Source organism: Planktophila turicensis (SeqCode), from assembly GCF_965234405.1.
Taxonomy (GTDB): Bacteria; Actinomycetota; Actinomycetes; order Nanopelagicales; family Nanopelagicaceae; genus Planktophila; species Planktophila turicensis.
Genome location: NZ_OZ248346.1, coordinates 110,604 through 136,739, shown reverse-complemented (window position 1 = coordinate 136,739; position 26,136 = coordinate 110,604). Strand labels below are relative to the sequence as shown.

At 48.5% G+C, this 26,136-nt stretch carries 24 protein-coding genes and 1 tRNA gene; 11 read left to right on the top strand and 14 right to left on the bottom strand.

The features are described 5' to 3' along the window. The first annotated feature begins 11 nt into the window (after positions 1-11). Complete coding sequence (locus AC8GFK_RS00655) at positions 12-2,117, top strand: MMPL family transporter (RefSeq protein ID WP_506625313.1); 2,106 nt, start codon at positions 12-14, stop codon at positions 2,115-2,117. A gap of 20 nt (positions 2,118-2,137) precedes the next feature. Beyond that, positions 2,138-2,977 carry a formyltetrahydrofolate deformylase gene (gene purU, locus AC8GFK_RS00650; RefSeq protein ID WP_506625312.1) on the top strand — a complete coding sequence of 280 codons (840 nt, stop codon included), beginning with the start codon at positions 2,138-2,140 and terminating at the stop codon, positions 2,975-2,977. Here purU and AC8GFK_RS00645 read toward each other — a convergent pair. Both AC8GFK_RS00645 and AC8GFK_RS00640 read right to left on the bottom strand, forming a co-directional pair. Next, positions 2,974-3,897 (bottom strand): CapA family protein, encoded by a 924-nt coding sequence (locus tag AC8GFK_RS00645; RefSeq protein ID WP_506625311.1) that lies wholly within the window; start codon positions 3,895-3,897, stop codon positions 2,974-2,976. The two genes, purU and AC8GFK_RS00645, sit on opposite strands and share 4 nt — an antisense overlap. A 19-nt stretch (positions 3,898-3,916) precedes the next feature. Further along, positions 3,917-3,989: transfer RNA gene (locus tag AC8GFK_RS00640), tRNA-Arg, on the bottom strand. A gap of 107 nt (positions 3,990-4,096) precedes the next feature. Here AC8GFK_RS00640 and AC8GFK_RS00635 point away from each other — a divergent pair. Next, complete coding sequence (locus AC8GFK_RS00635; protein WP_506625310.1) at positions 4,097-5,323, top strand: saccharopine dehydrogenase family protein; 1,227 nt, start codon at positions 4,097-4,099, stop codon at positions 5,321-5,323. Beyond that, the gene (locus tag AC8GFK_RS00630; protein ID WP_506625309.1) at positions 5,324-6,088 is read left to right on the top strand and encodes an SDR family NAD(P)-dependent oxidoreductase; all 765 of its coding nucleotides are present in this window, start codon (positions 5,324-5,326) and stop codon (positions 6,086-6,088) included. Between the two features lie 7 nt (positions 6,089-6,095). Here AC8GFK_RS00630 and AC8GFK_RS00625 read toward each other — a convergent pair whose 3' ends face one another. Continuing rightward, positions 6,096-8,258 carry a DEAD/DEAH box helicase gene (locus AC8GFK_RS00625; protein WP_506625308.1) on the bottom strand — a complete coding sequence of 721 codons (2,163 nt, stop codon included), beginning with the start codon at positions 8,256-8,258 and terminating at the stop codon, positions 6,096-6,098. Positions 8,259-8,296: 38 nt separating this feature from the next. Next, positions 8,297-8,422, bottom strand: coding sequence for a hypothetical protein (locus tag AC8GFK_RS00620; protein ID WP_506625307.1), 126 nt, complete (start codon positions 8,420-8,422; stop codon positions 8,297-8,299). Between the two features lie 113 nt (positions 8,423-8,535). Between AC8GFK_RS00620 and AC8GFK_RS00615 the strand changes: the two genes are divergently transcribed. Both AC8GFK_RS00615 and AC8GFK_RS00610 read left to right on the top strand, forming a co-directional pair. Next, positions 8,536-9,144: a hypothetical protein gene (locus AC8GFK_RS00615; RefSeq protein ID WP_506625306.1), complete on the top strand. Its 609-nt coding sequence runs from the start codon at positions 8,536-8,538 to the stop codon at positions 9,142-9,144. Between the two features lie 72 nt (positions 9,145-9,216). Beyond that, positions 9,217-10,593 carry a diguanylate cyclase domain-containing protein gene (locus AC8GFK_RS00610; RefSeq protein ID WP_506625305.1) on the top strand — a complete coding sequence of 459 codons (1,377 nt, stop codon included), beginning with the start codon at positions 9,217-9,219 and terminating at the stop codon, positions 10,591-10,593. Here the strand turns inward: AC8GFK_RS00610 and AC8GFK_RS00605 are convergent. The 4 genes from AC8GFK_RS00605 to AC8GFK_RS00590 all read right to left on the bottom strand — a co-directional run bounded on the left by AC8GFK_RS00605 (position 10,578) and on the right by AC8GFK_RS00590 (position 15,494). Further along, positions 10,578-11,837 carry a YeeE/YedE family protein gene (locus AC8GFK_RS00605; RefSeq protein ID WP_506625304.1) on the bottom strand — a complete coding sequence of 420 codons (1,260 nt, stop codon included), beginning with the start codon at positions 11,835-11,837 and terminating at the stop codon, positions 10,578-10,580. The genes AC8GFK_RS00610 and AC8GFK_RS00605 overlap by 16 nt on opposite strands. Then, the gene (locus AC8GFK_RS00600; RefSeq protein ID WP_506625303.1) at positions 11,822-12,769 is read right to left on the bottom strand and encodes a sulfurtransferase; all 948 of its coding nucleotides are present in this window, start codon (positions 12,767-12,769) and stop codon (positions 11,822-11,824) included. Before AC8GFK_RS00600 ends, AC8GFK_RS00605 begins: the two co-directional genes overlap by 16 nt. 230 nt (positions 12,770-12,999) lie before the next feature. Further along, positions 13,000-14,361 carry a cryptochrome/photolyase family protein gene (locus AC8GFK_RS00595; RefSeq protein WP_506625302.1) on the bottom strand — a complete coding sequence of 454 codons (1,362 nt, stop codon included), beginning with the start codon at positions 14,359-14,361 and terminating at the stop codon, positions 13,000-13,002. Between the two features lie 17 nt (positions 14,362-14,378). Next, positions 14,379-15,494, bottom strand: a complete 1,116-nt coding sequence (locus AC8GFK_RS00590; RefSeq protein ID WP_506625301.1) for a citrate synthase 2 — start codon at positions 15,492-15,494, stop codon at positions 14,379-14,381. Between the two features lie 83 nt (positions 15,495-15,577). Between AC8GFK_RS00590 and pdxH the strand changes: the two genes are divergently transcribed. The 3 genes from pdxH to AC8GFK_RS00575 are packed head-to-tail and all read left to right on the top strand — an operon-like array spanning position 15,578 to position 18,585. Then, a complete protein-coding gene (gene pdxH, locus AC8GFK_RS00585; protein WP_506625300.1) occupies positions 15,578-16,288 on the top strand; it encodes a pyridoxamine 5'-phosphate oxidase in 711 nt (236 codons plus the stop codon). A 9-nt stretch (positions 16,289-16,297) separates the two neighbouring features. Further along, the gene (serC, locus tag AC8GFK_RS00580) at positions 16,298-17,419 is read left to right on the top strand and encodes a phosphoserine transaminase (protein ID WP_506625299.1); all 1,122 of its coding nucleotides are present in this window, start codon (positions 16,298-16,300) and stop codon (positions 17,417-17,419) included. Continuing rightward, on the top strand, positions 17,419-18,585 hold the full coding sequence (locus tag AC8GFK_RS00575) for an MFS transporter (protein ID WP_506625298.1): 1,167 nt from the start codon (positions 17,419-17,421) through the stop codon (positions 18,583-18,585). Before serC ends, AC8GFK_RS00575 begins: the two co-directional genes overlap by 1 nt. 47 nt (positions 18,586-18,632) lie before the next feature. Here AC8GFK_RS00575 and AC8GFK_RS00570 read toward each other — a convergent pair whose 3' ends face one another. After that, positions 18,633-19,889: an MFS transporter gene (locus AC8GFK_RS00570; protein ID WP_506625297.1), complete on the bottom strand. Its 1,257-nt coding sequence runs from the start codon at positions 19,887-19,889 to the stop codon at positions 18,633-18,635. Positions 19,890-19,901: 12 nt separating this feature from the next. Here AC8GFK_RS00570 and AC8GFK_RS00565 point away from each other — a divergent pair, with 12 nt between their 5' ends. Further along, a complete protein-coding gene (locus AC8GFK_RS00565; RefSeq protein WP_506625296.1) occupies positions 19,902-20,105 on the top strand; it encodes a DUF2530 domain-containing protein in 204 nt (67 codons plus the stop codon). Here the strand turns inward: AC8GFK_RS00565 and AC8GFK_RS00560 are convergent. From AC8GFK_RS00560 to AC8GFK_RS00540, 5 genes are all read right to left on the bottom strand, one after another. Beyond that, positions 20,102-20,485 (bottom strand): cold-shock protein, encoded by a 384-nt coding sequence (locus AC8GFK_RS00560; RefSeq protein WP_095673010.1) that lies wholly within the window; start codon positions 20,483-20,485, stop codon positions 20,102-20,104. The two genes, AC8GFK_RS00565 and AC8GFK_RS00560, sit on opposite strands and share 4 nt — an antisense overlap. A gap of 121 nt (positions 20,486-20,606) precedes the next feature. Then, entirely contained in the window at positions 20,607-21,269 is a 663-nt protein-coding gene (locus tag AC8GFK_RS00555) for a DUF3027 domain-containing protein (RefSeq protein WP_095673009.1), read from the bottom strand. A 72-nt stretch (positions 21,270-21,341) separates the two neighbouring features. After that, a complete protein-coding gene (gene groL, locus AC8GFK_RS00550; protein ID WP_506625295.1) occupies positions 21,342-22,964 on the bottom strand; it encodes a chaperonin GroEL in 1,623 nt (540 codons plus the stop codon). Between the two features lie 127 nt (positions 22,965-23,091). Next, the gene (locus AC8GFK_RS00545) at positions 23,092-23,358 is read right to left on the bottom strand and encodes a DUF3263 domain-containing protein (RefSeq protein WP_095673007.1); all 267 of its coding nucleotides are present in this window, start codon (positions 23,356-23,358) and stop codon (positions 23,092-23,094) included. 51 nt (positions 23,359-23,409) lie between these two features. Further along, on the bottom strand, positions 23,410-24,879 hold the full coding sequence (locus tag AC8GFK_RS00540; protein ID WP_506625294.1) for an SDR family oxidoreductase: 1,470 nt from the start codon (positions 24,877-24,879) through the stop codon (positions 23,410-23,412). A gap of 23 nt (positions 24,880-24,902) precedes the next feature. On the opposite strand from AC8GFK_RS00540, the gene AC8GFK_RS00535 reads away from it, so the two are divergent. Next, positions 24,903-26,135 carry an NAD(P)/FAD-dependent oxidoreductase gene (locus AC8GFK_RS00535; RefSeq protein WP_506625293.1) on the top strand — a complete coding sequence of 411 codons (1,233 nt, stop codon included), beginning with the start codon at positions 24,903-24,905 and terminating at the stop codon, positions 26,133-26,135. Position 26,136 lies beyond the last annotated feature (1 nt).

The following is a 26,136-nucleotide window of genomic DNA, read 5'->3' as shown; positions in this document are numbered from 1 at the left end:
ATACTTAACTCATGTTTGAGCGCCTTGGTCATGTTCTTGTCCGTTATAAGAAGAGTGCAGTTGCCCTCTTTGTCATTGGAATCTTGCTCACAGGAGCAATCGGTTCTCTTATCTTCAGCCGACTCGATTCAGGTGGTTACTCAAACCCAAACAGTGATTCATACAAGGTCTATGAATATCTTCGCGACGAATTAAAGGTTCAAGATCCTGCAGTTGCAGTTGTTCTTGATTCCGGTGATACCGATATCACTGATCCAATCGTTACTCAGAAAGCGCTTGCGTTAGAGAAGAAGATGGCGCAAGAAGAAGGCGTTACTAAGACACTTTCATTCTGGAGTTCAGGTGGCGAACAAACTCTGAAATCTTCAGACGGTAAAGCTGGATTCATTCTTATCTACGGCGACGGAGAAGCATTTACGCCTAAGAGCCAGAAGCTCGGCGCGATCTTCCAGGAAAAGTACGATGGAAAAATTGATGGCCTCACTCTCTATGCAGGTGGCGTTGGCGTAGTTGGAAATGCCATCACTGAGAAGATTGGCAAAGACTTAAAAATCTCAGAAGCAATCTCTATTCCACTCACTTTTATTCTTCTTGCCTTTGTATTTGGCGCTCTCGCCGCTTCTGCAATGCCACTTATCGTCGGCGTTGCCGCAATCTTGGGAGCCTTCTTTATTCTCTATCTCATCTCACTCTTTACTGAAGTGAGTGTCTACGCACTCAACCTCACAACAGGTATGGGCTTAGGACTTGGAATCGATTACGCGCTTTTGATGGTCAACCGCTTCCGTGAAGAGATCCATCATGGCAAGAGCGTTGAAGATTCTGTCGTCACCACTATGGCAACTGCTGGAAAGACTGTTTTCTACTCAGGTCTTACCGTTCTTGTCACCATGGTCTCGCTGACTTTCTTCCCACTTCCATTCCTTAAATCATTTGGCTATGCCGGTGTATCTGTAGTTGCACTTGCTGTTGTCGGCGCAATCTTGGGATTGCCACCAATTCTTGCTCTCGTAGGAAAGAAGATCGATAAGGGCGTCATCAGAAAATCAGCAATCACGCCGAAAGAAGATGGCCGCTGGGCAAACACTGCACGTATGGTGATGAAGCGCCCTACCGCTGTTGTCATTCTTTCACTCATTGTTCTTGGCATCATGGCCGCACCTGTGCAGAACATTAAATTTGCACAAGGTGATTCACGAATGCTTCCTGCAGATAATCCTGCAGCCGTTGCAACTGCGCTCCAATCAGAGCGATTCCCTGGACAAACAGGAACTCCGATTGAAATCGTAATCTTCGACGGAATTGATAAGACCGAAGAGATCGCAGCCTATGCTGCAAAGATCGGTCAAGTTTCTGGCGTTATCGCTGTTGCTCCACCACAGGTAATTGGTCAAGATGTTCGACTTGTTGCTTATCAATCAATGCTTCCGCGAACACCTGATGCACAAGCGCTTATCCATGAGATTCGCGATCTAACTTCACCTGAAGGAACTCTTGTAGGTGGAGTAGCTGCGGATTACACCGATTCACAAGATGGCATTTCATCAACGCTGCCTTGGGCACTTGGATGGATTGCGCTGAGCGTATTAGTGCTCATCTTTATCTTCACTGGTTCAATCATTCTTCCAATTAAGGCAGTGCTCCTAAACGTTCTCTCACTCGCTGCAACTATGGGTGTTCTTACTTGGGTCTTTATTGATGGGCATCTTCAGTGGCTAGTTGGTTCATTTACTCTCACTGGAACACTAGATACATCCATTGTTATCTTGATTGCCGTCGTCGTCTTTGGGCTTTCTATGGACTACGAACTCTTCTTGCTCTCACGCATTCGCGAAGAACACCTAGCTGGCAAAGATAATGTCGAAGCCGTTGCAACTGGACTTCAACGTTCTGCGCGAATCATCACTGCAGCTGCAGTTCTTCTCGCAGTTGTCTTCGCAGCCTTTATCTCAAGCGGCGTCACTTCCATCAAGTCGATGGGATTCGGCGTTGCCCTTGCGGTGATTCTCGATGCAACAATCGTTCGCGCCCTATTGGTACCTGCTCTGATGCGCCTCTTTGGTGAGCGCAACTGGTGGGCACCTAAGTGGATGCAGCGATTTACCATTACTCACTAGTTCCCTTTAAACTTACGAACATGGATCTCATCGCTTCCCTGCAATGTGCGGATCAGCCAGGCATCGTTCACGCGATGACTACTGCCGTACTTAATTGCGGCGGCAACATCATTGAGAACCAACAGTTCACAGATCACACGACAAATACCTTTGTGATGCGTACTCGCTTTGAGACTTCACAGGGACTAGATGCAGCACACAAGAGCCTTAATGAAGGTCTCGGTAAGTTCTCACCAGCACTTCACATTCGCCCGACCGCGGAGAAGCCCCGCGCGCTTGTTCTTGTTACTAAAGAGAGCCACTGTCTACGCGATTTGATGTACCTGCTTGAACTCGGCGAACTCCCTATTGAAATTCCATTGGTTATTTCTAACCGTGAAGAGCTCAAGTCACTCGTTGAATCACACGGAATTCCGTTCCTTTATCTTCCAGTTACAGCCGAGAACAAGGCTGAGCAAGAGAAGGTAATGCTGGCCAAGATTGCAGAACTCAAGATTGATTTCGTAGTTCTCGCTCGTTACATGCAGATTCTCTCTTCAACATTCTGCGCTGCGATGCCAGGAAAAATCATCAACATTCATCACTCATTCTTACCGGGCTTCAAAGGTGCAAAGCCTTATCACCAGGCGCATGACCGTGGCGTAAAGATTATTGGCGCAACTGCTCACTTTGTTACAGCAGATCTAGATGAAGGTCCAATCATCGAACAAGATGTTGCACACGTGAACCATTCAGCAACTCCAGAAGAGATGATTGCCCTTGGTCGCGATATTGAACGCCGAGTTCTTGCTCGTGCAGTGAAGTTATATGCCGAAGATCGAATCTTTATTGTCGGTCATCGCACTGTTGTATTTGCTTAAGCCGTAGCTTCAGAAACCTCAATTTCTGGGACCTTCGTCAGATTATTAATGATGAAGGGCCTGACTTTGTAAGAGATGCGTTTCTTTGAATTGATTTGAATCTTAAGGATTGCAGTTTTTCGATTATCTATATGCGATGAATAAAAGATGAAGTTACCAAGTGAATAGGCCACAAGCTTCTTATTTACATAGGTAATTGGCTGAAGAGTATGCGAATGGCTTCCTACGATGATGTCAGCACCAAGTGAGGTCCACCTCTTTGCACTGGCAATCTCATAGTTACGTGGAGTAAATGTGCCTTCTTCTCCCCAGTGGGTAAGAACTATGAGTACATCGCTTGCTTTATCCAGGCGAGTGATTGCCGCTTCGGATGAAGCTGAGTCATAACCATTAGTTGTGCCGGCTTTATCCTTCTTCGCGATTGATTCAGGTCCACCGTGAACCTTGGCAAGACCCAGAAGTGCAATCTTGATTCCATTGATTGTGTATATGCGACCTTGGTAGGCGCTCTCGCTATTCCTGCCTCCACCAACATAGGTGAAACCAGTTGATCTCAAATTTTGTAACGTATCAATGAATCCATCAAGCCCGTAGTCATAGCTGTGATTATTGGCAACGTTGGCAACGTTAAAACCGACAGCGCGTAAGGACTTTAAAAACGCTACATCGGTCTTGAAGTTATATTCCTTCTCTACTTTCTTAGTCTCAGAAGTAACGGAAGTTTCGAGATTGAAGATGTTGAGGTCGCCATCTGCAAAGTATTTCTTTAGAGCAGGAATGGCTTTACGATTAATCGCACTTTCCCCATGGACATCACCGACAATATTTATAGTGACCGAACGTGTGTGAGATGAAGAAACGGGGATGAAAACCGTGGAGAGTGCCATTGTTAAAGCAACAACGACAATCTTTATCTTCATAGAACCTACTTTAGGTGAGTGTCCCCGGCGGGAGTTGAACCTGCGACCTACCGCTTAGGAGGCGGTTGCTCTATCCACTGAGCTACGGGGACGTGGCGCCTTCAACAGTGAAGATGCTTGGCAAAGGTTATCGGTACGGCTAGCCTTCCCTTAACGCGCTTAATTCGAAGCGCGTAGAACTAAGAATGAAAGGCCACCCATGAAAGCGCTCGTTATCGGCGCAGGCGGAGTTGGCAGTGCAATCGCAAATATCGCATCACGTAGACCATTTATTACTTCGATGGTCGTTGCAGATCGCAGTCTGTCCAGAGCTCAAGCAGCCGTAACAAAGGTAAATGACCCACGATTCTCTGCGGAGGAGGTGGATGCCTCTGATGTGAACGATATTCGCGCTCTCATTCGTAAAGCAGCTCCCGATATTGTCGTGAACGCGGTAGATCCGCGTTTTGTAATGCCAATCTTTTTAGCATGTGAAGAAGAGAAAGTTAATTACATGGATATGGCGATGTCCCTTTCAAAGGCGCATCCCGACGATCCATTTAATAAGCCCGGTGTAAAACTTGGCGACGAACAATTCGCTCGCGCAGATACCTGGAACAAGAACGGCAACTACGCAGTTGTTGGAATGGGTATCGAACCTGGAATGAGCGATGTCTTCGCGCGTTATGCCGAAGATGAACTCTTCTCTCGTATTGATTATTTGGCTGTGATGGATGGATCAAACCTAACTGTTGACGGTTATGACTTCGCTCCATCATTTTCAATCTGGACAACAATCGAAGAGTGTCTTAATCCGCCTTTGATCTTCGAAGAAGGTCGCGGTTGGTATACAACCGAACCATTTAGCGAACTTGAAACCTATGACTTCCCTGAAGGCATCGGACCAGTCGAATGTGTCAACGTTGAGCATGAAGAAGCCGTTCTGATTCCAATGAAGGTGAAGGCGAAAGAAGTTCGCTTTAAATATGGACTCGGCGCTCAATTCATTGAGACCTTGAAGACTATTCACACACTTGGTCTCGATAAGAAAGAGAAAGTTTCCGTGCAAGGCGTTGAAGTTTCACCGCGCGAACTTCTTGCAGCTCTTCTGCCAGACCCAGCAACAATTGGTGACAAGATGCACGGAAAGACCTGTGCAGGAACTCTTGTTAAAGGTTTAGGTAAGGATGGCAAGCCAAAGGCTGTCTATATCTACAACGTTGTTGATAATGAATGGTCGATGAAGAACTATGGCAATCAAGCAGTTGTATGGCAGACCGCTATCAATCCGCTTATTGCAATGGAGCTCATCGCAAATGGAAGTTGGAAACCAGCAGGAATAGCTGGCCCTGAATGGTTCCCAGCACAACCCTTCCTTGATTTAATTGCCGAATACGGATCTTCATGGCATATCCGCGAAGAAGAACCAAAGGGAATCGAGATCTAAATGGCTCAATGGGCGCTTGTAACTGGTGCAACTGCTGGAATCGGCGAAAGTTTTACTCGGTTACTAGCGTCTAAGGGTTATAACGTCGCACTCGTTGCGCGCGATGAAGCACGTCTTCATGAGCGCGCAGCGGGGCTTCGTGAAAAGTATGGCGTGCAGACTTTTGTTCTGCCGGCAGATCTTTCGACAAATGAAGGTTGCGCATCCGTTGAGGATTACATCAAGACCTACGAAATTGATGTGCTGATTAATAATGCAGGCTTTGGAATTAATAAGGCATTTAGCGCTAGCGATATAACGGCAGAGCAGCAGATGTTCGATGTATTAGTGCGCACACCGATGCGCCTGATGCACACAGCTATTCCAGGAATGAAGCAACGTAATTCAGGGACAATAATCAACGTCTCTTCCGTTGCAGGCTTTATTGCAGGCGGAACATATAGCGCATCTAAATCGTATTTAACAGTTCTCTCAGAGTCTCTCAACACCGAACTTGCCAGCAGCGGAGTGAAAGTTTCAGCGCTCTGCCCAGGATTTACTCGCACTGAATTTCATGAGCGCGGCCGCATGAAGATGGGTGGGCTACCAAAATTTATGTGGCTTAACTCAGATAAATTAGTTGAGCAATCATGGATTGATGCAGTCGCAAATAAACCAGTGAGCATTCCTGGCTGGCAATACAAAATTCTTGTTGCAGTTATCTCAACTGTTCCAAGAAAATTTGTACGCCAGATCGGAATGAATGTTCGTAAGAAGCAGCGTTAGTTAGTAATTAGCGTCCACGGCGGCTGTTGCCACCACGGTATCCGCCAGACTTACCTGAACCACCACGACGAGCTCCGCCTGAACGTGAGCCACCTGCAGGAGCCTTGCGCTCCATCACTGGCGGTACGTAAGGAACACCTGAAGGCTCTTGAGCACCGGTGATAACCATGAGCTTTTCGTCGAGTGGGCGCACATCGTGAAACTTCGGTGTCACACCTGCGCGTGAGAGAAGGCCGGATACTGCGCGCTGATTCTTTGATGAAGACAAAGTCACAACAGTTCCTGATTCGCCAGCGCGAGCTGTACGACCTGAACGGTGCAGGTAATCCTTGTGATCTTGTGGAAGATCAACGTGAACAACGAGTGAGATTCCATCAACGTGGATTCCGCGTGCTGCAACATCTGTTGCAACGAGAGCTGAGTTCTCTTGTTCCTTAAAGAGTGCAAGTGTGCGAGTACGAACTGCCTGTGACTTTCCACCGTGCAACGCACCAACTGGTACACCTGCGTTAGCAAGCTTGTCAGCAAGACGATCTGCACCGCGCTGAGTCTTTACGAAGAGAATCGTCTTTCCATTACGAGCTGCAATCTGCGATGTGATGTCATCTTTATCGCCAGGGTGCATCTGAAGAACGTGGTGTTCCATTGTTGAAACTGAGGCACGGTCATTCTGCAATGAGTGAGTCTTTGGGTTCTTGAGGTACTGACGAACGAGTGAATCAACACCGCGATCGAGAGTTGCTGAGAACAAGAGACGCTGTCCATCGAGTTGTGCCTGATCAAGAATTTCCTTAACGACAGGAAGGAAGCCCATATCTGCCATCTGATCTGCTTCATCAAGAACTGTGATTTGAAGTTGATCGAGCTGAACTTCATTCTTGTTGAGAAGGTCAATCAAACGACCAGGAGTTGCAACCAAGATTGCTGTCGCCTTACGCATTGCAGTGATCTGCTTTGCATACGGCATTCCGCCTGCGATAACTACTGATTCGTGGCCAACAGCGCGTGCAAGTGGACGAAGAACTTCGTCGATCTGCTGCGCGAGTTCGCGAGTAGGGGTCAAGATAAGTGCCAATGGCTTGTGAGGGCGCGCGACCTTATTTGAAATATTTGTCAGCAACGCGAGGCTGAATGCAAGAGTCTTTCCTGAACCAGTCTGACCGCGACCCAAGATGTCATGGCCTGCAAGAGCATCGGGAAGTGTTGCAATCTGGATTGGGAATGGATGCGTAATTCCTTGCGCATTCAATGCATTTGCGAGCGCAGGTGCAATACCGAGATCGCGGAATGATGTTGTTACTTCAGTAAGTGGCGTTGCTTCTACGAGGTTCGCATCAGCTAGGTTGACTGAAATGTAATTATCGTCAGCGCCAAAATCGACAGCTGCCTTGTTATGTGTCTTTGATGCGCGGAAATCATCGCGTGCATACGCAGGTGAATCGTTGCGTGAATCGTTACGACGATCGCGTGGTGGCTTAGCAGGTGTACGTGGTGAATCTCCACGACGCTGCGCAGCTGACTGCGGTGCTGAAGGATTATATTTTTCGCGCTTCTGTGGAACGAAGTTTGGACGGCCGTCATCAGAGTGAGCAACCTTCGCCTTAACTGCCTCGCGACGTGTTGTTGGACGAACGTCAGACTTCGCTGGTCGCTCTAAACGCTCTGGACGGAAAGGACGCTCTGCACGTTCTGTGCGATCTGCAATGAACTTTGCAGCGCGTGACTGTGGCTTAGTAGCTGGACGTTCTCCAGCTGGTTTGAAAGTCTTTGCTGGACGATCTCCTGCAGATTTGAAAGCTTTCTTTGGCTTTTCAAATGTGCGCTCTTCGCGTGACTGCTTTGGGTTGCCCTTTGGAGCACCCTCGATGTTCTTTGACTTAGAAGCTGTGCGCTCCTGGAAACGCTGTGCGCGTAGCTTTGAACGATCTGCAAGACGTACATCCTTCTTAGTGACGTTCTCGCGATCTGAATAACGTGAAGTCTGTGCCGTTGTGCGTGCTGCAGTTGATGCTGCTTCCTTTACAGGAGCGCTTCGCTTTGCAGTTCCGCGAGCAGCTGGCTTTGCAACCACAGTCTTACGGGCTGCCTTCTGAGCTGATGTATGGCGGGGCTTACCTTTGGCTGCGCGACGAGCTTTTCCGGGAGCAGCGGTACGTGTTTGTAGAGACATGAAAATAGACACCAATCGAGACGACAAGCGCGTCTCGGTTAGATGGTCAGATCTGGTTTAAAACCAGCGCCATCAGGGTCTTGATAAGACTCGCAAGTAAGTGGCCATGTGGCGCACTTTGGGGGGAAGTACATCGATGCGGGATGCTTCGATGGCTTAATCATACAGGACGTATGACGGTGCTAATTCACATGAAATTCCATGGTCCTACCGCCCAGTCACGCGTAAAAATCAATATTGGCTAGATACCATAGCGACGTATCTAATGGAGGAAATTATGTTTCGCAAAGTTTCAGTCTCACTCGTAGCTGCAGTCCTTATGGCAAGCGGCATCTCTGCAGCGCCAGCATCTGCTGCAACCAAAATTAGCAACGGTGTCGCCTGCAAGAAGGTGAATGCAACAACTACCGTTTCTGGTTACAAGTACAAGTGCGCGAAGAACCCATTGGTTAAGAATTCAAAGCTCACATGGCTTTCAGCTGAGTGCCTTACTGCAGTTGGTCAGTACCAAGCAGCAGTGAAGGCTCAGGCAGATCTTGCAAACGTTTCAGAGCAGACCGCAGCTCTTGATGCTGAATTCGCATCTGCATCCGCGGCCCTTGCCAGCACAACTGCAGCACTTGATAAAGCACGAGCACAGGTAACGCAGTTCCAGGCAACGATGAATGCATCAACAAACTCTGCAGATAAGCAGAAGCTTGCGACTGCAATCTCAAAGCTTGCAAATGCTGTTCTCGTTCTCAGTGGTTCAAAGACCAAGCTCTCAACACAGGTAAAGGACCTCGAAGCGAAGAAGGCACTTCTTCTCAGCGCTCCAGGACAGCTCAAGACCAACGCAGCAGATGCGAAGGCTTCAGCGAATCTCCTCTGTGCAAAGGGTTTCTAACTCTTAAAAAACGCTTTAGAAGTAAGGCTTCCCCTATTTATAGGTGGAAGCCTTACTTATTTAATTCACTAGATGTACCGCGTTCTCCGATGGCTCCCCCATGCTCTTCTGGCTTCACATCTTGTTTTTAAGCTCTTCACGCAAGAGCGTTCTATCTTCCTTGATCTCATTCTCTATAACGTAATTTGGATTGCTGCAGTCATCGCAATCGCCCAATCGCCTTTGAGTAACGACCCCGTCGCAGTTGCAAGCGCTTGTCTTGCAATTACATTCTGGGGAATCGGTTCGCTGCTCAATAGCTATGGCGAGTTCTATCTGCTGCCCGTTAGCGCACAGCTCTTTGCGCAAGCTAGCTACGCACTCTTTTACCCATGCGCCCTTGTTGCGATTCCGCGTTCATTGGTGCGCGGGCGACGACTTAATCCACTTGAACTATTGGACTCTGCAATCTTTGGTCTTGGTATTTCATCAATTGCTACTGCGCTCTTTCTATCGCGCGTCTTTCCACAATCTCTGATTAACCTGCAAGATCAATTCTTCTCACTTCTTTATCCAGTGTGTGATTTGCTTCTTCTGGTCATTGCTTCGGTTGCACTTGTCACGCATCGACTTCAGGCGCGGCCGGCGCTGTTATTTCTTGGTATCGCGATTTTTTCCGCATCAGATCTGCTCTTTCTCTGGCTTGCCGTCAGCGACAACTATCGATTTGGACAGTTAACAGACGACGGATGGCTAGTTGGAATCGTCCTGATTGCATCATCGCTCTGGTTACAGCAGAGCAAGGGTGGACACGATGTCACCATTCATCCTGTCTTTATCGCACTCTCTATCTTTATGAGTCCAACGTTGTTGGCACTCATCGCTCTGCGACCTGGCATATTTCCAATGTTTATTGTCGCCCCTGCAATCGGAACTCTCTTTCTTGCATTTACGCGCATGACAATCGTGATTCGGCAAGCGAAGAATTTGGGTGAAGAGAAAGTGATGGCCCGCACCGACGATATGACTGGCTTACCAAATCGTCGCAGGCTAATTGCAGAGCTAGATAATTTCTCAAAGACAGAAGGTGCGCTACTGCTTCTTGACCTCAATGAGTTTAAGCCCGTGAATGACACCTACGGGCACGAACTCGGAAATGTATTGCTCCAACAAGTTGCTGCGCGGTTTAGTAGATCACTTCCAACAGGCGCGATTCTTGCCCGGTTAGGTGGCGATGAATTCGGCGTGCTGATCTCAGGGAGTTACGAAGAGACGCTAGAAGCTGCACAAGCGCTGCAGGCAACGGTGAGTTATCCATTTACGATTGAAGGCCATCTGATCACAGTGGGCGTTGCAATCGGCCATGTCTATAACGATGGCAAAGGCGCGCTACTTGAGCGCGCAGATGCAGCTATGTATGAAGCAAAGCGCAGCGGAGTTGGTGTGGTTCGTTCTCAGCCAGTTGTATGAAACTTCAACTTGATTCCAACGTAACTACCGAGGAATACAAAGGCGAAGAAGAGCCAACCGGAGAGTGCAAATGCTTGAGTTCCTGAGAGAAGCACACCGATGGTGCAACCCAAAGAAGTCATTGAGCCCCAGCCAAGAAGAATTCCACCGATAAGAGCAGTCGATGAATTCTTTGCGGTGAGCTTTGAAAATTTGAATCGGCCACCTGCAAAAGCTGCAGCAAATGATGTTCCAACAAGTCCAATAACAAGCCAGCCGTTATTGGTAATTGTCTCGGCGACAACTGCAATACATCCAGCCATGCGATCAAGACCAACGAGAGTGTCAGTGCCAATGCCTTGGGCATCCATAAATGTGCGCGCTGTTGTGCTGAGCTGACGTGTAACACCAAGCGGTTCAACGCGAAGGTAGGCGATAGTTCCGACTACTCCAACGATTGCACCTGTTGCGATTGGGCTCCAGCGATCTGTAATCAGCGATTTCAGCGATGCTGAAAGTGAAAGTGATGTAGCTGGTTCTTTACGAATTGGATCTGAGTTAACGCCCTTGCGAATTGCAAAGAAGGCAAGGCCAAGCAGAGCTGCCAAAGTAATAAGTAGCGCACCTGAATATCCGACGTAATGTGGCAACCAAATTGTTGGTGCATCAGAGATTGCATTGAGGTAGAGCCAGTTCCACGTTAGGAAGGCAATAACAAAACCAATAAGAGTTCCAATCAGCGCAGGTATTGCGCGAAGGTAACCCTGACCAAGTCGATATAGATGGCCGCTGATACATGCACCCGAAAGCGCCATACCAATACCGAAAGCGAATGCAGCTACTGCTAATACCCAACTGACGGGTCCGATGTGAGCCACCGGTGGCAGGCGATCTGTACTGGTATCAGGTAAGAACTGACCGAAGATCAGCGCATAACCGATTGATCCTGTTGCGATTGCAACGAGAACTGAAATAAATGGGGTGGTGTTCTTATCTTCGATTCCATCGCGGAAGATACAGAAGAAACAGAAACGGCCACGTTCGAGCAATAGGCCAAGGCTCATACCAATCAGAAGAGAGATTGGTGCAGTTGAGTTATTGACATTTGAAGAGAGAATAAATGCAGTCAGAAGTAAGGATGCGATAACTGCAAAAGAGATTGCAGTGCGAATCTTTTCTGCACGTGTCCATGCAGAAGCAGCAACCCCGGGGTTACCGGAGTTGCTGCTCTGTGTATGAAGAGTAGAAATTATGCAGCTCCCCAAATAGTTCCTGCATTGTTGACGATTGGAACGCCTACAGAGTTTCCGTATTCAGTCCATGAACCGTCGTAGTTCTTCACGTTATATCCAAGGATTTCGCTAAGAACGAACCAAGTAAGTGATGAACGCTCACCGATACGGCAGTACGTGATGATGTTCTGCTTTCCATCGACACCCTTATCCGCGTATAGCTTCTTGAGCTCTGCAACTGTCTTAAATGTTCCATCTGAATTTACGTTAAGGCCCCATGGGATGTTGATCGCACCTGGGATATGTCCGGCGCGAACCGCGAGCTCCTGGAAACCAGCTGGAGCAAAGACTTTACCGTTGTATTCATCAGCTGAACGGATATCAATCAGATCTGCCTTAACGCGCTTCTTTGCGATTGGAAGAACATCGTTGATCAGTGTTGCGCGAAGTGTCTTATCGCCCTTAGAAACTGCGAAGTTTCCTGCTGCAAATGTTGGAACTGCGGTTGTAAGTGCGCGTCCATCTTTCTCCCACTTAACGCGACCACCGTCGAGGACGCGAACATCCTTCTGACCGTAGATGTTAAAGATCCATGCGCCCCATGCAGCGAACCAGTTGTTCTTATCGCCGTAGAGAACGACAGTTGTGTCATCGCTGATTCCAGCCTTCTGAACTAGCTTGCTGAAGTTCTTTGCGTTGATGATGTCGCGATTAACAGTGTCAACAAGATCGGTATGCCAAACAAACTTCACAGCGTTCTTGATGTGACCGCGCTCGTAGATACCTGGCTCGGTGCTTACTTCAATAATGCGAACCTTTGGGTTATCAAGGTTCTGCTCTAGCCAATCAGGCTGCGCAACAGCACGTGCCTGGTTCTTTGGAGCTGCTTCTGCTGGAAAAATTCCAACTGTTGAAATCAGGGCAGCAACGACCGCTCCTGCAAATACTTTCTTCGATGTAAACATAGTTATCCCTTTGTTAGTAATTAGATTTAAATTGGAAAGAAAATGAACAGAAAAGTTTGAAGGTGAAACTTAGAGACAGCAGCTGGTGCTGGTGATGCGGCAGTAGTCAATAACGCGACGCTTAATGAAGAACATCGTGACCACCTCTCGCTAGAAACTAATTAGTGAGAAAGATAGAGAAGTGAATCGTGATTGTAAAATTGCGAATAACTTGCAGATAGTAATTTCTACTACTTACGTTCTGGTTGTTCTGGCTTATCAGCCTTAATCTCTTTCAGTCTTTCGAGAGATTCGATGCGTTCTACTGCGTGATCAACGATGCGTTCTGGGTATCCATGCGAATAACCATCTAAGAAAAGCCATGGTTCGTGAATTTCTGCAGCACTTAAGTGAGCCAGCTCTGCAACATATTTGCGAATGTAATCGCCATTTTCATCAAAGCGACGACCTTGTTCGATCGGGTTGAAGACGCGGTAATACGGAGATGCATCTGTGCCAGTGCCCGCTGTCCACTGCCAACCATGAGCATTTGAAGCTGGGTCGTAATCAGTGAGGTGCTCTGCAAAGAAACGTTCACCCAGCTGCCATTCGAGGTGGAGATCTTTTACCAAGAATGAGGCAACGACCATGCGGGTGCGGTTATGCATCCATCCTTCGACAACTAATTGGCGCATGGCTGCATCGACAAATGGGTAGCCAGTCTTGCCTTCACACCAAGCCTTGAACTGTGCACCCGGCTTGTCATAACGCATCTCTTTAAACTTGGGGGCGTAGTAATCGGTATCTGTATGCGGATTGTTAAAGAGAACATCTGCATAAAATTCACGCCAGGCGATCTCCTTACGGAAAGTGTCGTGCGCTTTGCTTTCGCCTAAATTAGCAAGAAGCGTGCGCGGGTGAATCTCGCCGAATTTTAGATAGCTACTCATCTTTGAAGTGCCATCAATGCCGGCAAAGTTACGGTTCTCGTCATAGCTATCGAGACCATCTTTAGTAAATTCTTTAAAGCGCTTGAGTGCTGCAGCTTCGCCCGCTTCAATAATTGTCGTTCCTGCAGGAATAGGAAAGTCAGGAAATGCGCGGTACTTATCGGCAGGATTTGGAGCCTTAATCTCTTTCGGAGTCTTTGCAGGTGCACGCCAACCATGTGCACACCACGCTTTATAGAAAGGTGTGTAGACCTTGTATGGCGTTGCATCACTTGGCTTTACAACCCGTCCTGGAGCTACTGCGTAAGGACTTCCGGTGCGAACGAGTGGAATACCTGCTGCTTCAACACGGGCATCGCGTTCTGCGCCATAACGTTCATATTCAGTAGAGATATGAACTTCTTTAACGTCATAGAGCGCAATAAGTTCTTTGAGAACTTCTATTTGATCACCTTCGATGATGTGTAAGCGATTGCCCAATGATTCATCGAGTGCGCGCAGAGAATTGCTCATATAAGCCAGTAACTTGCTGCCGGCTTCGCTGATCTGCTGCTTATCGAGGATAAATACCGGAACGATTTCGTCGGCGCCTTCGAGGGCAGCAACGAGCGCTGGATGATCACCGATTCGTAAGTCTCGACGGAACCAGACGATATTTCGCATGGTGCGAGACTACTTAGTTACTTGTGAAGTTGCTCGACAGAAGCATCCCAGCCCTTTACATCTTCAGGCTTACGAGCAGCCTTTCCGACGTAGCGAGCTGATGGACGAATCAAGCGACCGGTGCGCTTCTGCTCGAGGATGTGTGCAGACCATCCAGCAGTACGTGCAGCGGTAAACATTGATGTAAAGAGTGGTGCTGGAACTTCTGCGAAGTCCAAGATGATTGCAGCCCAGAATTCGACGTTAGTTTCAAGAACGCGATCTGGTTGACGCTCGCGAAGTTCCTTAAGTGCTGCTTGCTCAAGCGCTTCAGCAACTGCGTAACGTGGGGCGTTAAGTTCCTTGGCTGTGCGACGAAGTGTGCGTGCACGTGGATCTTCAGCGCGATAAACGCGGTGACCGAATCCCATGAGGCGTTCCTTGCGATCTAGAAGATCCTTAACGTACGCCTCGGCATTTCCAGTCTTTTCTACTTCTTCAATCATGTGCAATACACGTGATGGCGCGCCACCGTGAAGTGGGCCTGACATTGCACCGATTGCACCTGAGAGTGCGGCACAAACATCTGCACCAGTTGATGCAATAACGCGACCTGTAAATGTTGAAGCATTCATTCCGTGTTCTGCAGCAGATACGAAGTATGCATCGATTGCACGAACGTGAAGTGGATCTGGCTCTCCGCGCCAGCGAATCATCATGCGCTCGACAACTGTGTGTGCCTTATCAATCTCTGATTCAGGAACCGCAGGTGAAACAATTCCACGAGCAGCTTGTGCAAGATATGAAAGAACCATGACTGATGCGCGAGCAAGGTTGCTACGTGCTTCTTCATCTGAAATATCGAGGAGTGGCTTAAAGCCCCAAGCTGGAGCAAGCATTGCGATTGCGGACTGTACGTCTACGCGAACATCGCCTGAGTGAACTGGAAGTGGGAAAACTTCAGCGTTAGGAAGACCTGGATTAAATTCATCATCAACAAGAAGTCCCCATACGTTTCCGAATGAGACGCGACCTACGAGGTCTTCGATATCAACGCCACGGTAACGAAGCGCGCTACCTTCTTTATCTGGCTCTGCAATCTCTGATTCGAATGCAATTACGCCTTCAAGACCTGGCTTGAAATCATCTGACACGGTGAGCTCCCTCTGGTAATCCTGTGGGCAATTCTGCACCTCCCGCAGGGGTGCTTTCCACCAAAGGATGCGGGGATGCACTCATGACGAAAGTGAGGTTCGATACATCCATGAGCGAAAATGAGCCACAACTTCAACGCGATGCCATCCGTGCAATGCGCCGCTCTTATGGCGAGGTCGGCCTCGAATCTCTGCCCGACGATCCCTTTGCCGCCTTCCACTCTTGGCTGACAGAAGCTGCCGGCAACGCCTTTATCGTCGAAGCAAATGCGATGGTGCTCTCAACTCTTGGCACCGATGAAAGTGGCGCGGATGCAATTACAACTCGCACAGTTCTATTGAAAGATGTTTCGCAAGGCGGATTTACATTCTTCACCAATTACGGATCTCGCAAGGGACAAGCGATTGAATTAAATTCGCAAGTTACTCTGCTCTTTCCTTGGTATGCAATGGAGCGCCAAGTTTCGATAAGTGGATTTGCAGAAAAAATTTCGCGTGAAGAATCTGAAGATTACTTTGCAACTCGTCCGTGGTCTTCACAGATTGGTGCTTGGGCATCTGCGCAATCCGCTCCCCTTGCATCTCGCGAAGAACTTGAACAACGTTTCAAAGGCGCAGCAGAGAAGTGGCCCGAAGGAACAACGGTTCCATGCCCACCGCAGTGGGGCGGATATCGTGTGACGCCGGTCAATATTGAATTCTGGCAGGGCCGTTACTCACGCCTGCATGATCGCTTGCGCTATGAGCGGGCTAACATCAATTCGGATTGGGCGGTACATAGGTACTACCCGTAGTCTTAGGTCATGAGCGCAGACATCGTTATTCCAGATAATCTCAAGCCTAAAGATGGTCGTTTTGGTTGTGGTCCATCAAAGATACGTCCCGAAGCACTTGCTTCGTTGACTGCGCCTGGAAGTAATTACATTCTCGGAACATCACACCGACAGAAGCCGGTAAAGAACGTTGTTAAGAGCGTTCGCGAAGGTCTTAACTCACTCTTCTCATTGCCTGAAGGTTATGAAGTCATTCTCGGCAACGGTGGATCAACAGCGTTCTGGGATATCGCAACATTTGGTCTCATTGAAGATCGTTCACAGCACTTAGTTTTCGGCGAATTCTCATCAAAGTTCGCATCAGCTGCAAAGGAAGCACCATTCCTTGGCGAGCCAACAGTTATTAAGTCAGAGCCAGGCACTCACCCAGCAGCAATTGCTGAAGCAGGTATCGATGTTTACGCACTGACACATAACGAAACTTCAACTGGCGTTGCAATGCCTATCAAGCGCCCAGCAGGAACAGATGGCGCACTCGTTCTCGTCGATGCAACATCTGCTGCAGGCGGCCTTGATGTCGATGCAAAAGATTTCGATACCTATTACTTCGCACCACAGAAGTCATTCGCTTCCGATGGTGGATTGTGGCTTGCTCTAATGAGCCCAGCTGCAATTGCACGCGCAGAGAAGATCAAGACATCAGGCCGCTGGATCCCAGCATTCTTCGATCTCGGAACAGCAATTGAAAACTCACGCCTTGATCAGACTTACAACACACCAGCTCTTGTTACTTTGATGTTGCTCGATGAGCAGATCAAGTGGATGAACGCTAACGGTGGACTTGAGTTCGCAGCGGGTCGTAGCGCAGATTCAGCATCACGTCTGTACGGATGGGCTGAGAAGACAAGCTACACAACACCATTCGTAGTTGATCCCGCACAACGTTCCAAGGTTGTTGGAACAATTAACTTCGACGATGCAATTGATGCAACAAAGGTTGCAGCAGCGCTTCGTGCAAATGGAATTGTGGATACAGAGCCATATCGCAAGCTTGGTAAGAACCAGCTTCGCATCGGAATGTTCCCTGCAATCGACCCAGCTGATATCGATGCTTTAACAGCATCTATCGACTTCGTCGTCTCTAATCTCTAATGCCGCACCTCATCAAACGCGATAGGTACTTCTGGACAATTGCTTTACAGACTGTCGTTGTAAATATTTTCTTAGGTGGCTTCGGTCCTTCTCAGCCATTGTTGCGCGCAGATCAGGGCACTTCGCTTACTATCGCAGGCCTTCATGGAACAGCACTTGGCCTAGCCTCAATCATCGCCGGCTTTGCCAATCCTCATCTTGTTCACCGCTTTGGTCGCGGACAGACTGGCTGGATTGGAATCGGCGTCTTCTCCGTAGGACTAATTACCTTTGTATCGTCAACTGCAGTTCCAGTAACAATTACGGCAGCACTGATCACTGGCATCGGTATTTCAATCGTCATTAATAACTTTGTCACATCTCTTAATGCTCACTATGACAAGAAAATTTCATCTGTGGCAATCATGCAGGCAAATGCAATCGCGTCCGCTGGTTACGTTACCGGCACGCTCATTGTCGGAAGTATTGCAACTGCGTATCGCGACCTATGGCGCTTTGGTCTATTGCTAGCTCTACCACTTGCCGCTTTTCTCTACTTTGTCATGCGCGATAAGAGCCCAGAAGAACATGTACCAAGTGAACATGGTCCTCAATCTGGAAAGCTCTCACTTAAGTTCTGGATTTCGTGGATCGGTTTTGTTGCCATGATCTCCAGCGAATTCGCTACATCGTTCTGGGCAGCAGCCCTTGTTATCGATCGCACCGATTCATCTCCTGCTATTTCAACTCTTGTTATCGCAGCCCTTGGTACCGGTATGGGACTTGGTCGCTGGTTCTGGGGTCGCATCCTGAAGCGTTGGCACCCTGATCAACAGTTGATCATCATTATTGGCGTTCAATTTATTGGTTTCGCCGTTCTCTGGTTCTCACATAATCTATTGCTTAGTTTCATCGCACTCCTTGCCGCAGGCCTTGGTATTTCAAGCCAATTCGCACTGGGCTCACTTCGCATGATTGGTTTAAGCGAACACCGCCCTGATTTAGCTATCGGTAAAGCATCTTTGGGTGCTGGGCTTGCAATCGGTGGAGCGCCATTCTTGCTCGGCGTATTGGGTGATGCCTTCGGTATTTCACGCGCTTACATCATGGTTCCGGTATTGATTCTTATCGCTTATCTGACTGTGCAGTTTGTACCTTCACATGTGGAGGAAGAGATTGAACTATAAGAGCCGCCGTTTAATCACAGCGCTAACTCTGGTTGGCCTCGTTCTACTTATTGTCGTAGGACGCTAGAAACACGTAGGTCATCTGGCCGTTCAACTTTATCGTTGAAGAAGAACCAGATAAGTACGCACATCAATAAAGAGAAGCCACCACACATCGCAATAGTTTCGCGAGTTCCAAGTGCCTCGGTGAGATAACCAATCAGCATTGATCCAAGCGGAGTTCCGCCCATGAAGACCAAGAGATAAATTCCCATGACGCGTCCACGCACTGCAGGATCGCTATTGACCTGAACGTATGAGTTAGCGCTAATCAACATCGTCAGTGCTGAAATACCGCAGATAGGTAACCACAATGAATACCAGGTATAGGTCGGCATAACAGATAGAACGATGACAACGATAGAGAACCAGACGCCTAGCTTGATTACCAACTTGGCATTTCTAAATCTTTCTAATCGCGCACTGAGTAGCGCGCCAGATAACGAGCCCACAGCGATATAAGTTCCAAGCAACCCGAATTCTGCAGGGCCCTTACCGAACTCCTTAGAAGCCATCAGCGCATTAAAGATCTGGAAGTTAAGTCCGAAGGTAGCTGCAAAGAAGACCAGTGCCATAACAACATATAAATCAGGACGAGCCTTGGCGTAGCGAAGACCTTCGCGAATTGTTCCAAGAGTCTCTTCCTTCTTCTGAATAAAGAAATCAGATGGGCGCATAAAGAGCAGTGAAAGAATTACAAAGAGATACGTGGTTGCATTAATCAGAAATGAAGGACCAGTGCTGAAGCGCGCAATAAGGAAGCCAGATAGCGCCGGCCCCACAAGGCGACCTGCATTGAAGTTAGCTGAATTCAGGCTTACCGCGTTGGCAACGTCGGAGTGCCCCACGATTTCAGCGGTAAAGCTCTGGCGAATAGGTGCATCGAGCGCTGATGAAATACCTAATATTGCCGCACATACAAATACATGCCAGAGCTGGATTACTTCGGTGACAACAAGGATTCCAAGTGCATAACAAGCAAGGGCAGCAACGATATTTGTCCAGATTAACAACTTTCGCTTATCGATGCGATCTGCCATCGCTCCACCTTGCAAGCTAAAGAGCAGCACAGGTGCAAATTGAATTGCAGTGACAAGGCCAAGATAGAAACCATTGTTATCGGTGAGTTCGAGGACTAACCAATCTTGCGCAACGCGCTGCGCCCATGTGCCGATATTGGAGAGGGCATTTGCGGGAAAGAGGATGCGGAAATTGCGATGGCGAAACGAGCGCCAGTTTCCGTTCTCATCGACCTTAATTCGCATTACTCTTCTCTTATGTCATCGAACCAACAAGGCTCAAATATCAAAGCTGTTGTAACTCTAATCGCTATCGGCGTTATCTGCTGGCTTGCCGCAGGCGTCGTCGCGATTGCAGTTGGTGCTGAATCGAAGATTATTTGGACATGCGTAGTTGGCGCAGTTTTAGGTACAACAGGAATTCGTTACTCAATACGACGTTCACGCCGTACCGGTATTTAAGCTTCGAGCTGAGAAGCGATTCCGCGCAATACGCGGCCAAGACGTTCAGCTTCAGGACCTGATGGGTGGCGTCCATTGCGGAGACCATTTCCAACGCGATCAAGAATCTTGATGGTGTCCTCAATCATCGCAGCAAGATCATCGTTGTTAACACGTGAATTTTCTGCAAGAGAAACTGGCGCATCGATGATGTGCACAGACATTGCCTGTGGTCCCTTACGTGAATCAATTACAGAGAACTCAAGCTTGGTGCCTGGCTTTACTGTTGAAACGCCTTCAGGAAGTGCTGATGACGCGAGATAAACATCTTCGCCTTCATCGGATGCAATGAAGCCAAAACCTTTTTCAAGGGAAAACCATTTAACTTTTCCTGTAGGCATTGCACTTACTCCTTAAATTTGCGGTACTCGTTTAGTCATGCGAGCCGGGGGGATTCGGACAGGGGGCTAATTTATCGCACTTAGCGAAGGCCTTGCTACTGGGTTTTACGCGTAAGTGGGCTTACAAAGTCGCTTCGCTATGCGCGCCGCAGCCGTGGTCGACTGAAACTACGCGTGCATCATCAGGTGCAATCGCATTGGCGCAGACACCGAATGATGATCGAAGTGATCCTGCAATCGGCAAGAAGAATCCACATGATGCGCATGGCTTTGGTGCACCTTGTGCCAGCGGAGTATTAGGTCCGCGATCGCCTGTGTACCAACGCTTACTTGCTTGATCGCGACCTTCGATGGAAAGAACTCGTGGACGCATAAGACCAAGATCAAATACTTCTGTTGCATCAAGTCCTTCATCTTGAACAAGTGCGTTAACACCAGGAACAAGACGAGTATCTTCAAGAACGCTTGGAACGATGACACCTGGCTGAATATCTTCAGGAAGGATGCGATCCATATAAGGAACGTGGTCTGGTGCCATAAGTGAATCAGGGCCAGGAATAACAACGAGATCGCAGATTGTTGGTGCTGCTTCTTCATCAACCTTAGCAACGGTGACGCACCAGCGCCATCCGCGGTATCCAGCGATATCTGCAACAAATAAATATGTTGCTACGCGATTTTCATCATCGAATTCAACTGAGACAAAGTCGCCGACCTGTGTTGCAAATTCCGCTTCAGCCAAGGCGGCGTTACGTGCAACGAGTTCTGCATCAAATGTCTTCATGTTCTAATCGTAAAGCAGAAGGCCCCCGAGACGTTAATCTCGAGGGCCTTCTGTAACTAATTACGCGTGAACTTAGAAGTCCATGTCTCCGCCACCCTGTGGCATCGCATTCGCTGACTTTGGTTCTGGCTTATCTGTAATCACTGCCTCTGTTGTAATAAAGAGAGCTGCGATTGATGCTGCATTCTGAAGTGCAGAACGTGTGACCTTAGCTGGATCGATGATGCCAGCCTTGATCATGTCTACATATTCTCCAGTTGCTGCGTTGAGACCGAAACCTGCTTCGAGGTTACGAACCTTCTCAACGATGACTCCGCCTTCAAGTCCTGCGTTAACCGCAATCTGCTTGAGTGGAGCTTCGATTGAAAGTTCGACGATCTTTGCACCAGTTGCTTCATCGCCTTCAAGCTTGAGCTTCTTAAATGCTGCAGTTGCTGCCTGAAGAAGTGCAACGCCACCACCGGCGACGATTCCTTCTTCTACTGCAGCCTTTGCGTTACGAACAGCATCTTCGATGCGGTGCTTGCGCTCCTTGAGTTCAACTTCTGTTGCAGCTCCTGCCTTGATGACAGCAACTCCGCCAGCGAGCTTTGCAAGGCGCTCTTGAAGCTTTTCCCTGTCGTAATCTGAATCTGAGTTTTCGATTTCGGTACGAATCTGTGTAACGCGGCCCTTGAGCTGCGCTTCATCTCCGAGACCTTCGATGATTGTTGTTTCATCCTTAGAGATAACAACCTTGCGAGCGCGACCAAGAAGTTCAAGTCCAGCTGTTTCTAGCTTGAGACCAACTTCGTCAGAGATCACTGTTGCACCTGTAAGGATTGCAATGTCCTGAAGCATCGCCTTACGACGATCTCCAAAGCCAGGAGCCTTAACAGCTGCTGACTTAAATGTTCCCTTGATCTTGTTAACAACGAGAGTTGCAAGTGCTTCGCCTTCAATATCTTCAGCGAGGATCGCAAGTGGCTTACCTGATTGCATGACCTTCTCAAGTACAGGTACGAGCTCCTTGATATTTGCAATCTTGTTGCTTGTGATCAAGATGTACGCATCTTCAAGAACTGCTTCCATACGATCTGTATCTGTTACGAAATATGGTGAAACGTAACCCTTATCGAAGCGCATACCTTCGGTGAGTTCGAGTTCGAGTCCAAAAGTATTTGACTCTTCAACAGTGATAACGCCTTCCTTGCCGACCTTATCCATCGCTTCAGCGATCATCTCGCCGATAGTCGCGTCCGCTGCAGAAATTGATGCAGTTGCTGCGATCTGTTCCTTTGAATCAACGCTCTTTGACATTGCACCGAGCTCGGTCACGATGGCAGCTACTGCCTTCTCGATTCCGCGCTTAAGTGCCATTGGGTTTGATCCTGCTGCTACGTTGCGAAGACCTTCGCGAACGAGCGCTTGAGCAAGAACTGTTGCAGTCGTTGTTCCGTCGCCTGCGACATCATCTGTCTTCTTAGCAACTTCCTTAACGAGCTCTGCGCCGATCTTTTCCCATGGATCATCAAGTTCAATATCTTTAGCGATGGATACGCCATCGTTAGTAATTGTTGGTGATCCCCACTTCTTTTCAAGTACGACGTTACGTCCGCGGGGTCCAAGGGTTACCTTGACTGCATCAGCGAGTACGTTCATTCCGCGCTCTAGACCGCGGCGGGCTTCTTCATTAAAGGCAATCATCTTTGCCATAGTTGTTAGCTCCTATTAATCGTCTGGTTACAACGGGTCGAATTATCACTCTCGACCCTCGAGTGCTAACGCCAAATCTAGACGGGTTTATTCCCCCTAGCAAAACGAGAGGGTGGAGTGAGGGGCTTTAGCGGGCTGAACGGGCCTGCATGCGGGCTTCACGCAGGCGGCGAAGGCGCTTCACCAGCATCGGAGAGGCCTCGAGGGCATCATCACGATCGATGAGGTCGTTGAGCAGTTGGTAGTAACGAGGGGCTGTGAGGTCGAAGAGCTCTTTAATTGCAGTCTCTTTCGCACCGGCAAAACGCCACCAGTTACGTTCGAAATCGAGGATACGAGTTTCGAGGTCAGTCAAAGTCGAACCTGTAGTTCCTGGGTTCTCGAGCGCTGACATGTGGGCAATCTTAGATTGGAGTTTCTAAAAAGTGTGGGATTTAGCGCGCACTTAAGATTTTCGGGCGGCCTTCACAATATTGCGAAGCATCGTTGGAAAGATAAAGAAGTGAAATGGCGAGACCACATACCAATAAATCTGGCCACCTAATCCGCGAGGTTCAAAGAGAGCATCTTGCGTAACAACAGTCTGGCCATCTTTTTCAGTCAGATTAAATTCGAGCCACGCTTTTCCCGGCAGAATCATTTCGGCATAGAGACGCAGATGCTTCCCATGTTCTAAACCTTCAACGCGCCAGAAATCTAAACTGTCACCGATACGAAGATGTTGCGGATCACGACGACCGCGTCGAAGACCAACTCCACCAACAATGCGATCGAGTAATCCGCGCAAGTACCACAACCAACCGGAACCGAACCATCCGCGTTCTCCGCCGATTCCTTCAATCTGTTCCCAGACTTTTGCAATCGATGCTTCCGTTGTAATTTCGCGATGGTCTTTCAAAGTGAGTTCGCCTGCCCAATCAGGATCGCTCTGTGCTTTCTGCCAAGGAGCTGTTGGAAATGCAGCATCAGACCAACGTGTATCTACTGAGTTTTCGGCAGTACGAGTAAGCGCTAATTGAATCGCTTGCGAAACAGTGAGCAGTCCTTCAGATGGAAGTGGAATCAAATCAGTAATTGCTTTGCGGGAATCAACAACAACTTCGCTAATCAGTGATTCAACCAAAGGGCGCGCAAGTGAAGTTGGAACAGGGGTTACAAAGCCAATCCACAAACTAGAAAGCTTTGGAGTAAGCACTGGCACTTGAATAATCTTGCGCTTACGAAGCCCTGAAATCTCAGCAAATTTCTGCATCATGGCAGCGTAGGTAACGACCTCGGGTCCCCCGATATCGCAGATGCGGCTTACGGGTTGTTCGAGATTAGCCACGTTGCGCAGGTAGTACAGAACATCGCGAATAGCGATTGGCTGGGTGCGATTTGATACCCACTTTGGCGTTGTCATGATCGGCAAGCGGTGCGTTAAGTGGCGCAACATTTCAAAGGATGCAGAACCCGATCCAATAATGATTCCAGCGCGAAGTTCAAGAACAGGAACAGAAGTCGATGCCAACTGTGTTCCGGTATTCATGCGAGAAGTTAAATGGCGGCTGCGATTTTCATCATTTGCAATTCCACCAAGGTAAATAATCTGTGCAACGTTTTGACGCTGGGCAGACTCTGCAAAACCTTTTGCCATCGCAGCTTCGATATCGCCAAAATCTGTTGCAACGTTAATTGAGTGCAGCAAGTAATAAGCAGTGTGCACACCAGCGAGCGCGCGATCAAGGTCTTGCGAATTACTTGCATTGCCTTCGATGATTTCAACGGCATTGGCCCAACTTTGGCCTTGAATCTTCTTTGCATCGCGCACAAGCACGCGCACTTTCTTGCCATCGCCCAATAAATCGCGCACCAGACGCCCGCCTACATAACCGGATGCACCGGTTACGAGAAAGAGTCGGTTCTGCGTATCCATGTAAGTCAGCCTAGACTTACCCCATGCCTTCTTCTACTCGACCGCGCGTTGTCATTCTCGGAGCCGGCTTCGGTGGGCTTGGAGCTGCAAAGGCGCTAGCTAAAGAGGCCGATGTCACCGTCGTTGACCGCCATAACTTCCAAACCTTCTTACCTCTTCTCTATCAGGTATCAACTGCCGGCCTTGCTGCTGATCACGTAGTTCACCCAGTGCGCGGAGCCCTTCGCAAGACCGGAATCAAATTCCGTATGGGCTCACCAATCTCTGTTGATCACAAGAACAAGACCGTCAAACTTGATTCATCTGAAACTCTCGAATTCGATCACCTCATCGTTGCTCTCGGTTCAGCAACCGCTGACTTCGGAGTTCCGGGCGTTGTTGAACATGGCCTTGGAATGAAGAGCGTTAATGAGGCAATCACGATTCGCGCAGAAGTAATGCGCCGCTTTGAAGACTTGGCCCGTTTTGAAGATGACACTCGCCTATCAATTGCAGTCGTCGGCGGCGGACCCACAGGAGTTGAAATGGCTGGCGCTCTTGCCGAGCTAAAGCGCGGACCACTCAAGAACGATCTCGCGCACGCTGCCAACCACATCGATATCTACTTGATTGAAGCTGGCCCGCGCATCCTTCCAATGTTTAGCGAGAAGTTATCTGCTCGCGCAGAATCAGATCTACATAAGTTGGGCGTCTTCGTTAAGACCAATACGGCAGTGCGCGAAATTCAATCTCGCAAAATCATTCTTAAAGAAGGCGAACCAATTCCAGCAGAAGTAACAATTTGGGCGGCTGGCGTTAAGGGTGAACCCACTGCAGGACTTTTGAATCTTCCTATCGTCGGATCACGTATCGATACCGATGAAAACTTAGAAGTAAATCACTACCCAAATATCTGGGCGATTGGCGATATCAACGGTTCAAAGAACGCTGATGGACGCTTCTATCCAATGGTTGCACCTGTTGCGATGCAGCAAGGTAAGTGGGTTGCAAAGCAGATCTTGCGCAAGCATGCTGGCGTTGCTCTAAAGCCATTTAAATACATTGATAAGGGTTCTATGGCCACCATCGGTCGCCACAAAGCAGTTGTTGAAGTCGGTAAATTTAGAATGTCAGGTCCGCTCGCTTGGTATGCGTGGCTATGGCTTCACTTGTTCTATCTCTTAGGTGGACGTAACAAGATCGGCACTATCGCTGACTGGACTTGGAACTACCTCACCTTCGATCGCGGCAACCGCCACATCATGGATACGCTCTAAC

Excerpts from the sequence above, each read along its gene's own strand:
- AC8GFK_RS00615 (WP_506625306.1), top strand. The coding sequence starts at position 8,536 with ATGTTTCGCAAAGTTTCAGTCTCACTCGTAGCTGCAGTCCTTATGGCA.
- AC8GFK_RS00620 (WP_506625307.1), bottom strand. The coding sequence starts at position 8,422 with ATGATTAAGCCATCGAAGCATCCCGCATCGATGTACTTCCCCCCAAAG.
- groL (WP_506625295.1), bottom strand. The coding sequence starts at position 22,964 with ATGGCAAAGATGATTGCCTTTAATGAAGAAGCCCGCCGCGGTCTAGAG.
- AC8GFK_RS00635 (WP_506625310.1), top strand. The coding sequence starts at position 4,097 with ATGAAAGCGCTCGTTATCGGCGCAGGCGGAGTTGGCAGTGCAATCGCA.
- AC8GFK_RS00540 (WP_506625294.1), bottom strand. The coding sequence starts at position 24,879 with ATGGATACGCAGAACCGACTCTTTCTCGTAACCGGTGCATCCGGTTAT.
- AC8GFK_RS00565 (WP_506625296.1), top strand. The coding sequence starts at position 19,902 with ATGTCATCGAACCAACAAGGCTCAAATATCAAAGCTGTTGTAACTCTA.
- AC8GFK_RS00560 (WP_095673010.1), bottom strand. The coding sequence starts at position 20,485 with ATGCCTACAGGAAAAGTTAAATGGTTTTCCCTTGAAAAAGGTTTTGGC.
- serC (WP_506625299.1), top strand. The coding sequence starts at position 16,298 with ATGAGCGCAGACATCGTTATTCCAGATAATCTCAAGCCTAAAGATGGT.
- AC8GFK_RS00535 (WP_506625293.1), top strand. The coding sequence starts at position 24,903 with ATGCCTTCTTCTACTCGACCGCGCGTTGTCATTCTCGGAGCCGGCTTC.
- AC8GFK_RS00610 (WP_506625305.1), top strand. The coding sequence starts at position 9,217 with ATGTACCGCGTTCTCCGATGGCTCCCCCATGCTCTTCTGGCTTCACAT.
- purU (WP_506625312.1), top strand. The coding sequence starts at position 2,138 with ATGGATCTCATCGCTTCCCTGCAATGTGCGGATCAGCCAGGCATCGTT.
- AC8GFK_RS00600 (WP_506625303.1), bottom strand. The coding sequence starts at position 12,769 with ATGTTTACATCGAAGAAAGTATTTGCAGGAGCGGTCGTTGCTGCCCTG.
- AC8GFK_RS00625 (WP_506625308.1), bottom strand. The coding sequence starts at position 8,258 with ATGTCTCTACAAACACGTACCGCTGCTCCCGGAAAAGCTCGTCGCGCA.
- AC8GFK_RS00545 (WP_095673007.1), bottom strand. The coding sequence starts at position 23,358 with ATGTCAGCGCTCGAGAACCCAGGAACTACAGGTTCGACTTTGACTGAC.
- AC8GFK_RS00595 (WP_506625302.1), bottom strand. The coding sequence starts at position 14,361 with ATGCGAAATATCGTCTGGTTCCGTCGAGACTTACGAATCGGTGATCAT.
- AC8GFK_RS00555 (WP_095673009.1), bottom strand. The coding sequence starts at position 21,269 with ATGAAGACATTTGATGCAGAACTCGTTGCACGTAACGCCGCCTTGGCT.
- AC8GFK_RS00645 (WP_506625311.1), bottom strand. The coding sequence starts at position 3,897 with ATGAAGATAAAGATTGTCGTTGTTGCTTTAACAATGGCACTCTCCACG.
- AC8GFK_RS00655 (WP_506625313.1), top strand. The coding sequence starts at position 12 with ATGTTTGAGCGCCTTGGTCATGTTCTTGTCCGTTATAAGAAGAGTGCA.
- AC8GFK_RS00630 (WP_506625309.1), top strand. The coding sequence starts at position 5,324 with ATGGCTCAATGGGCGCTTGTAACTGGTGCAACTGCTGGAATCGGCGAA.
- pdxH (WP_506625300.1), top strand. The coding sequence starts at position 15,578 with ATGACGAAAGTGAGGTTCGATACATCCATGAGCGAAAATGAGCCACAA.
- AC8GFK_RS00570 (WP_506625297.1), bottom strand. The coding sequence starts at position 19,889 with ATGCGAATTAAGGTCGATGAGAACGGAAACTGGCGCTCGTTTCGCCAT.
- AC8GFK_RS00575 (WP_506625298.1), top strand. The coding sequence starts at position 17,419 with ATGCCGCACCTCATCAAACGCGATAGGTACTTCTGGACAATTGCTTTA.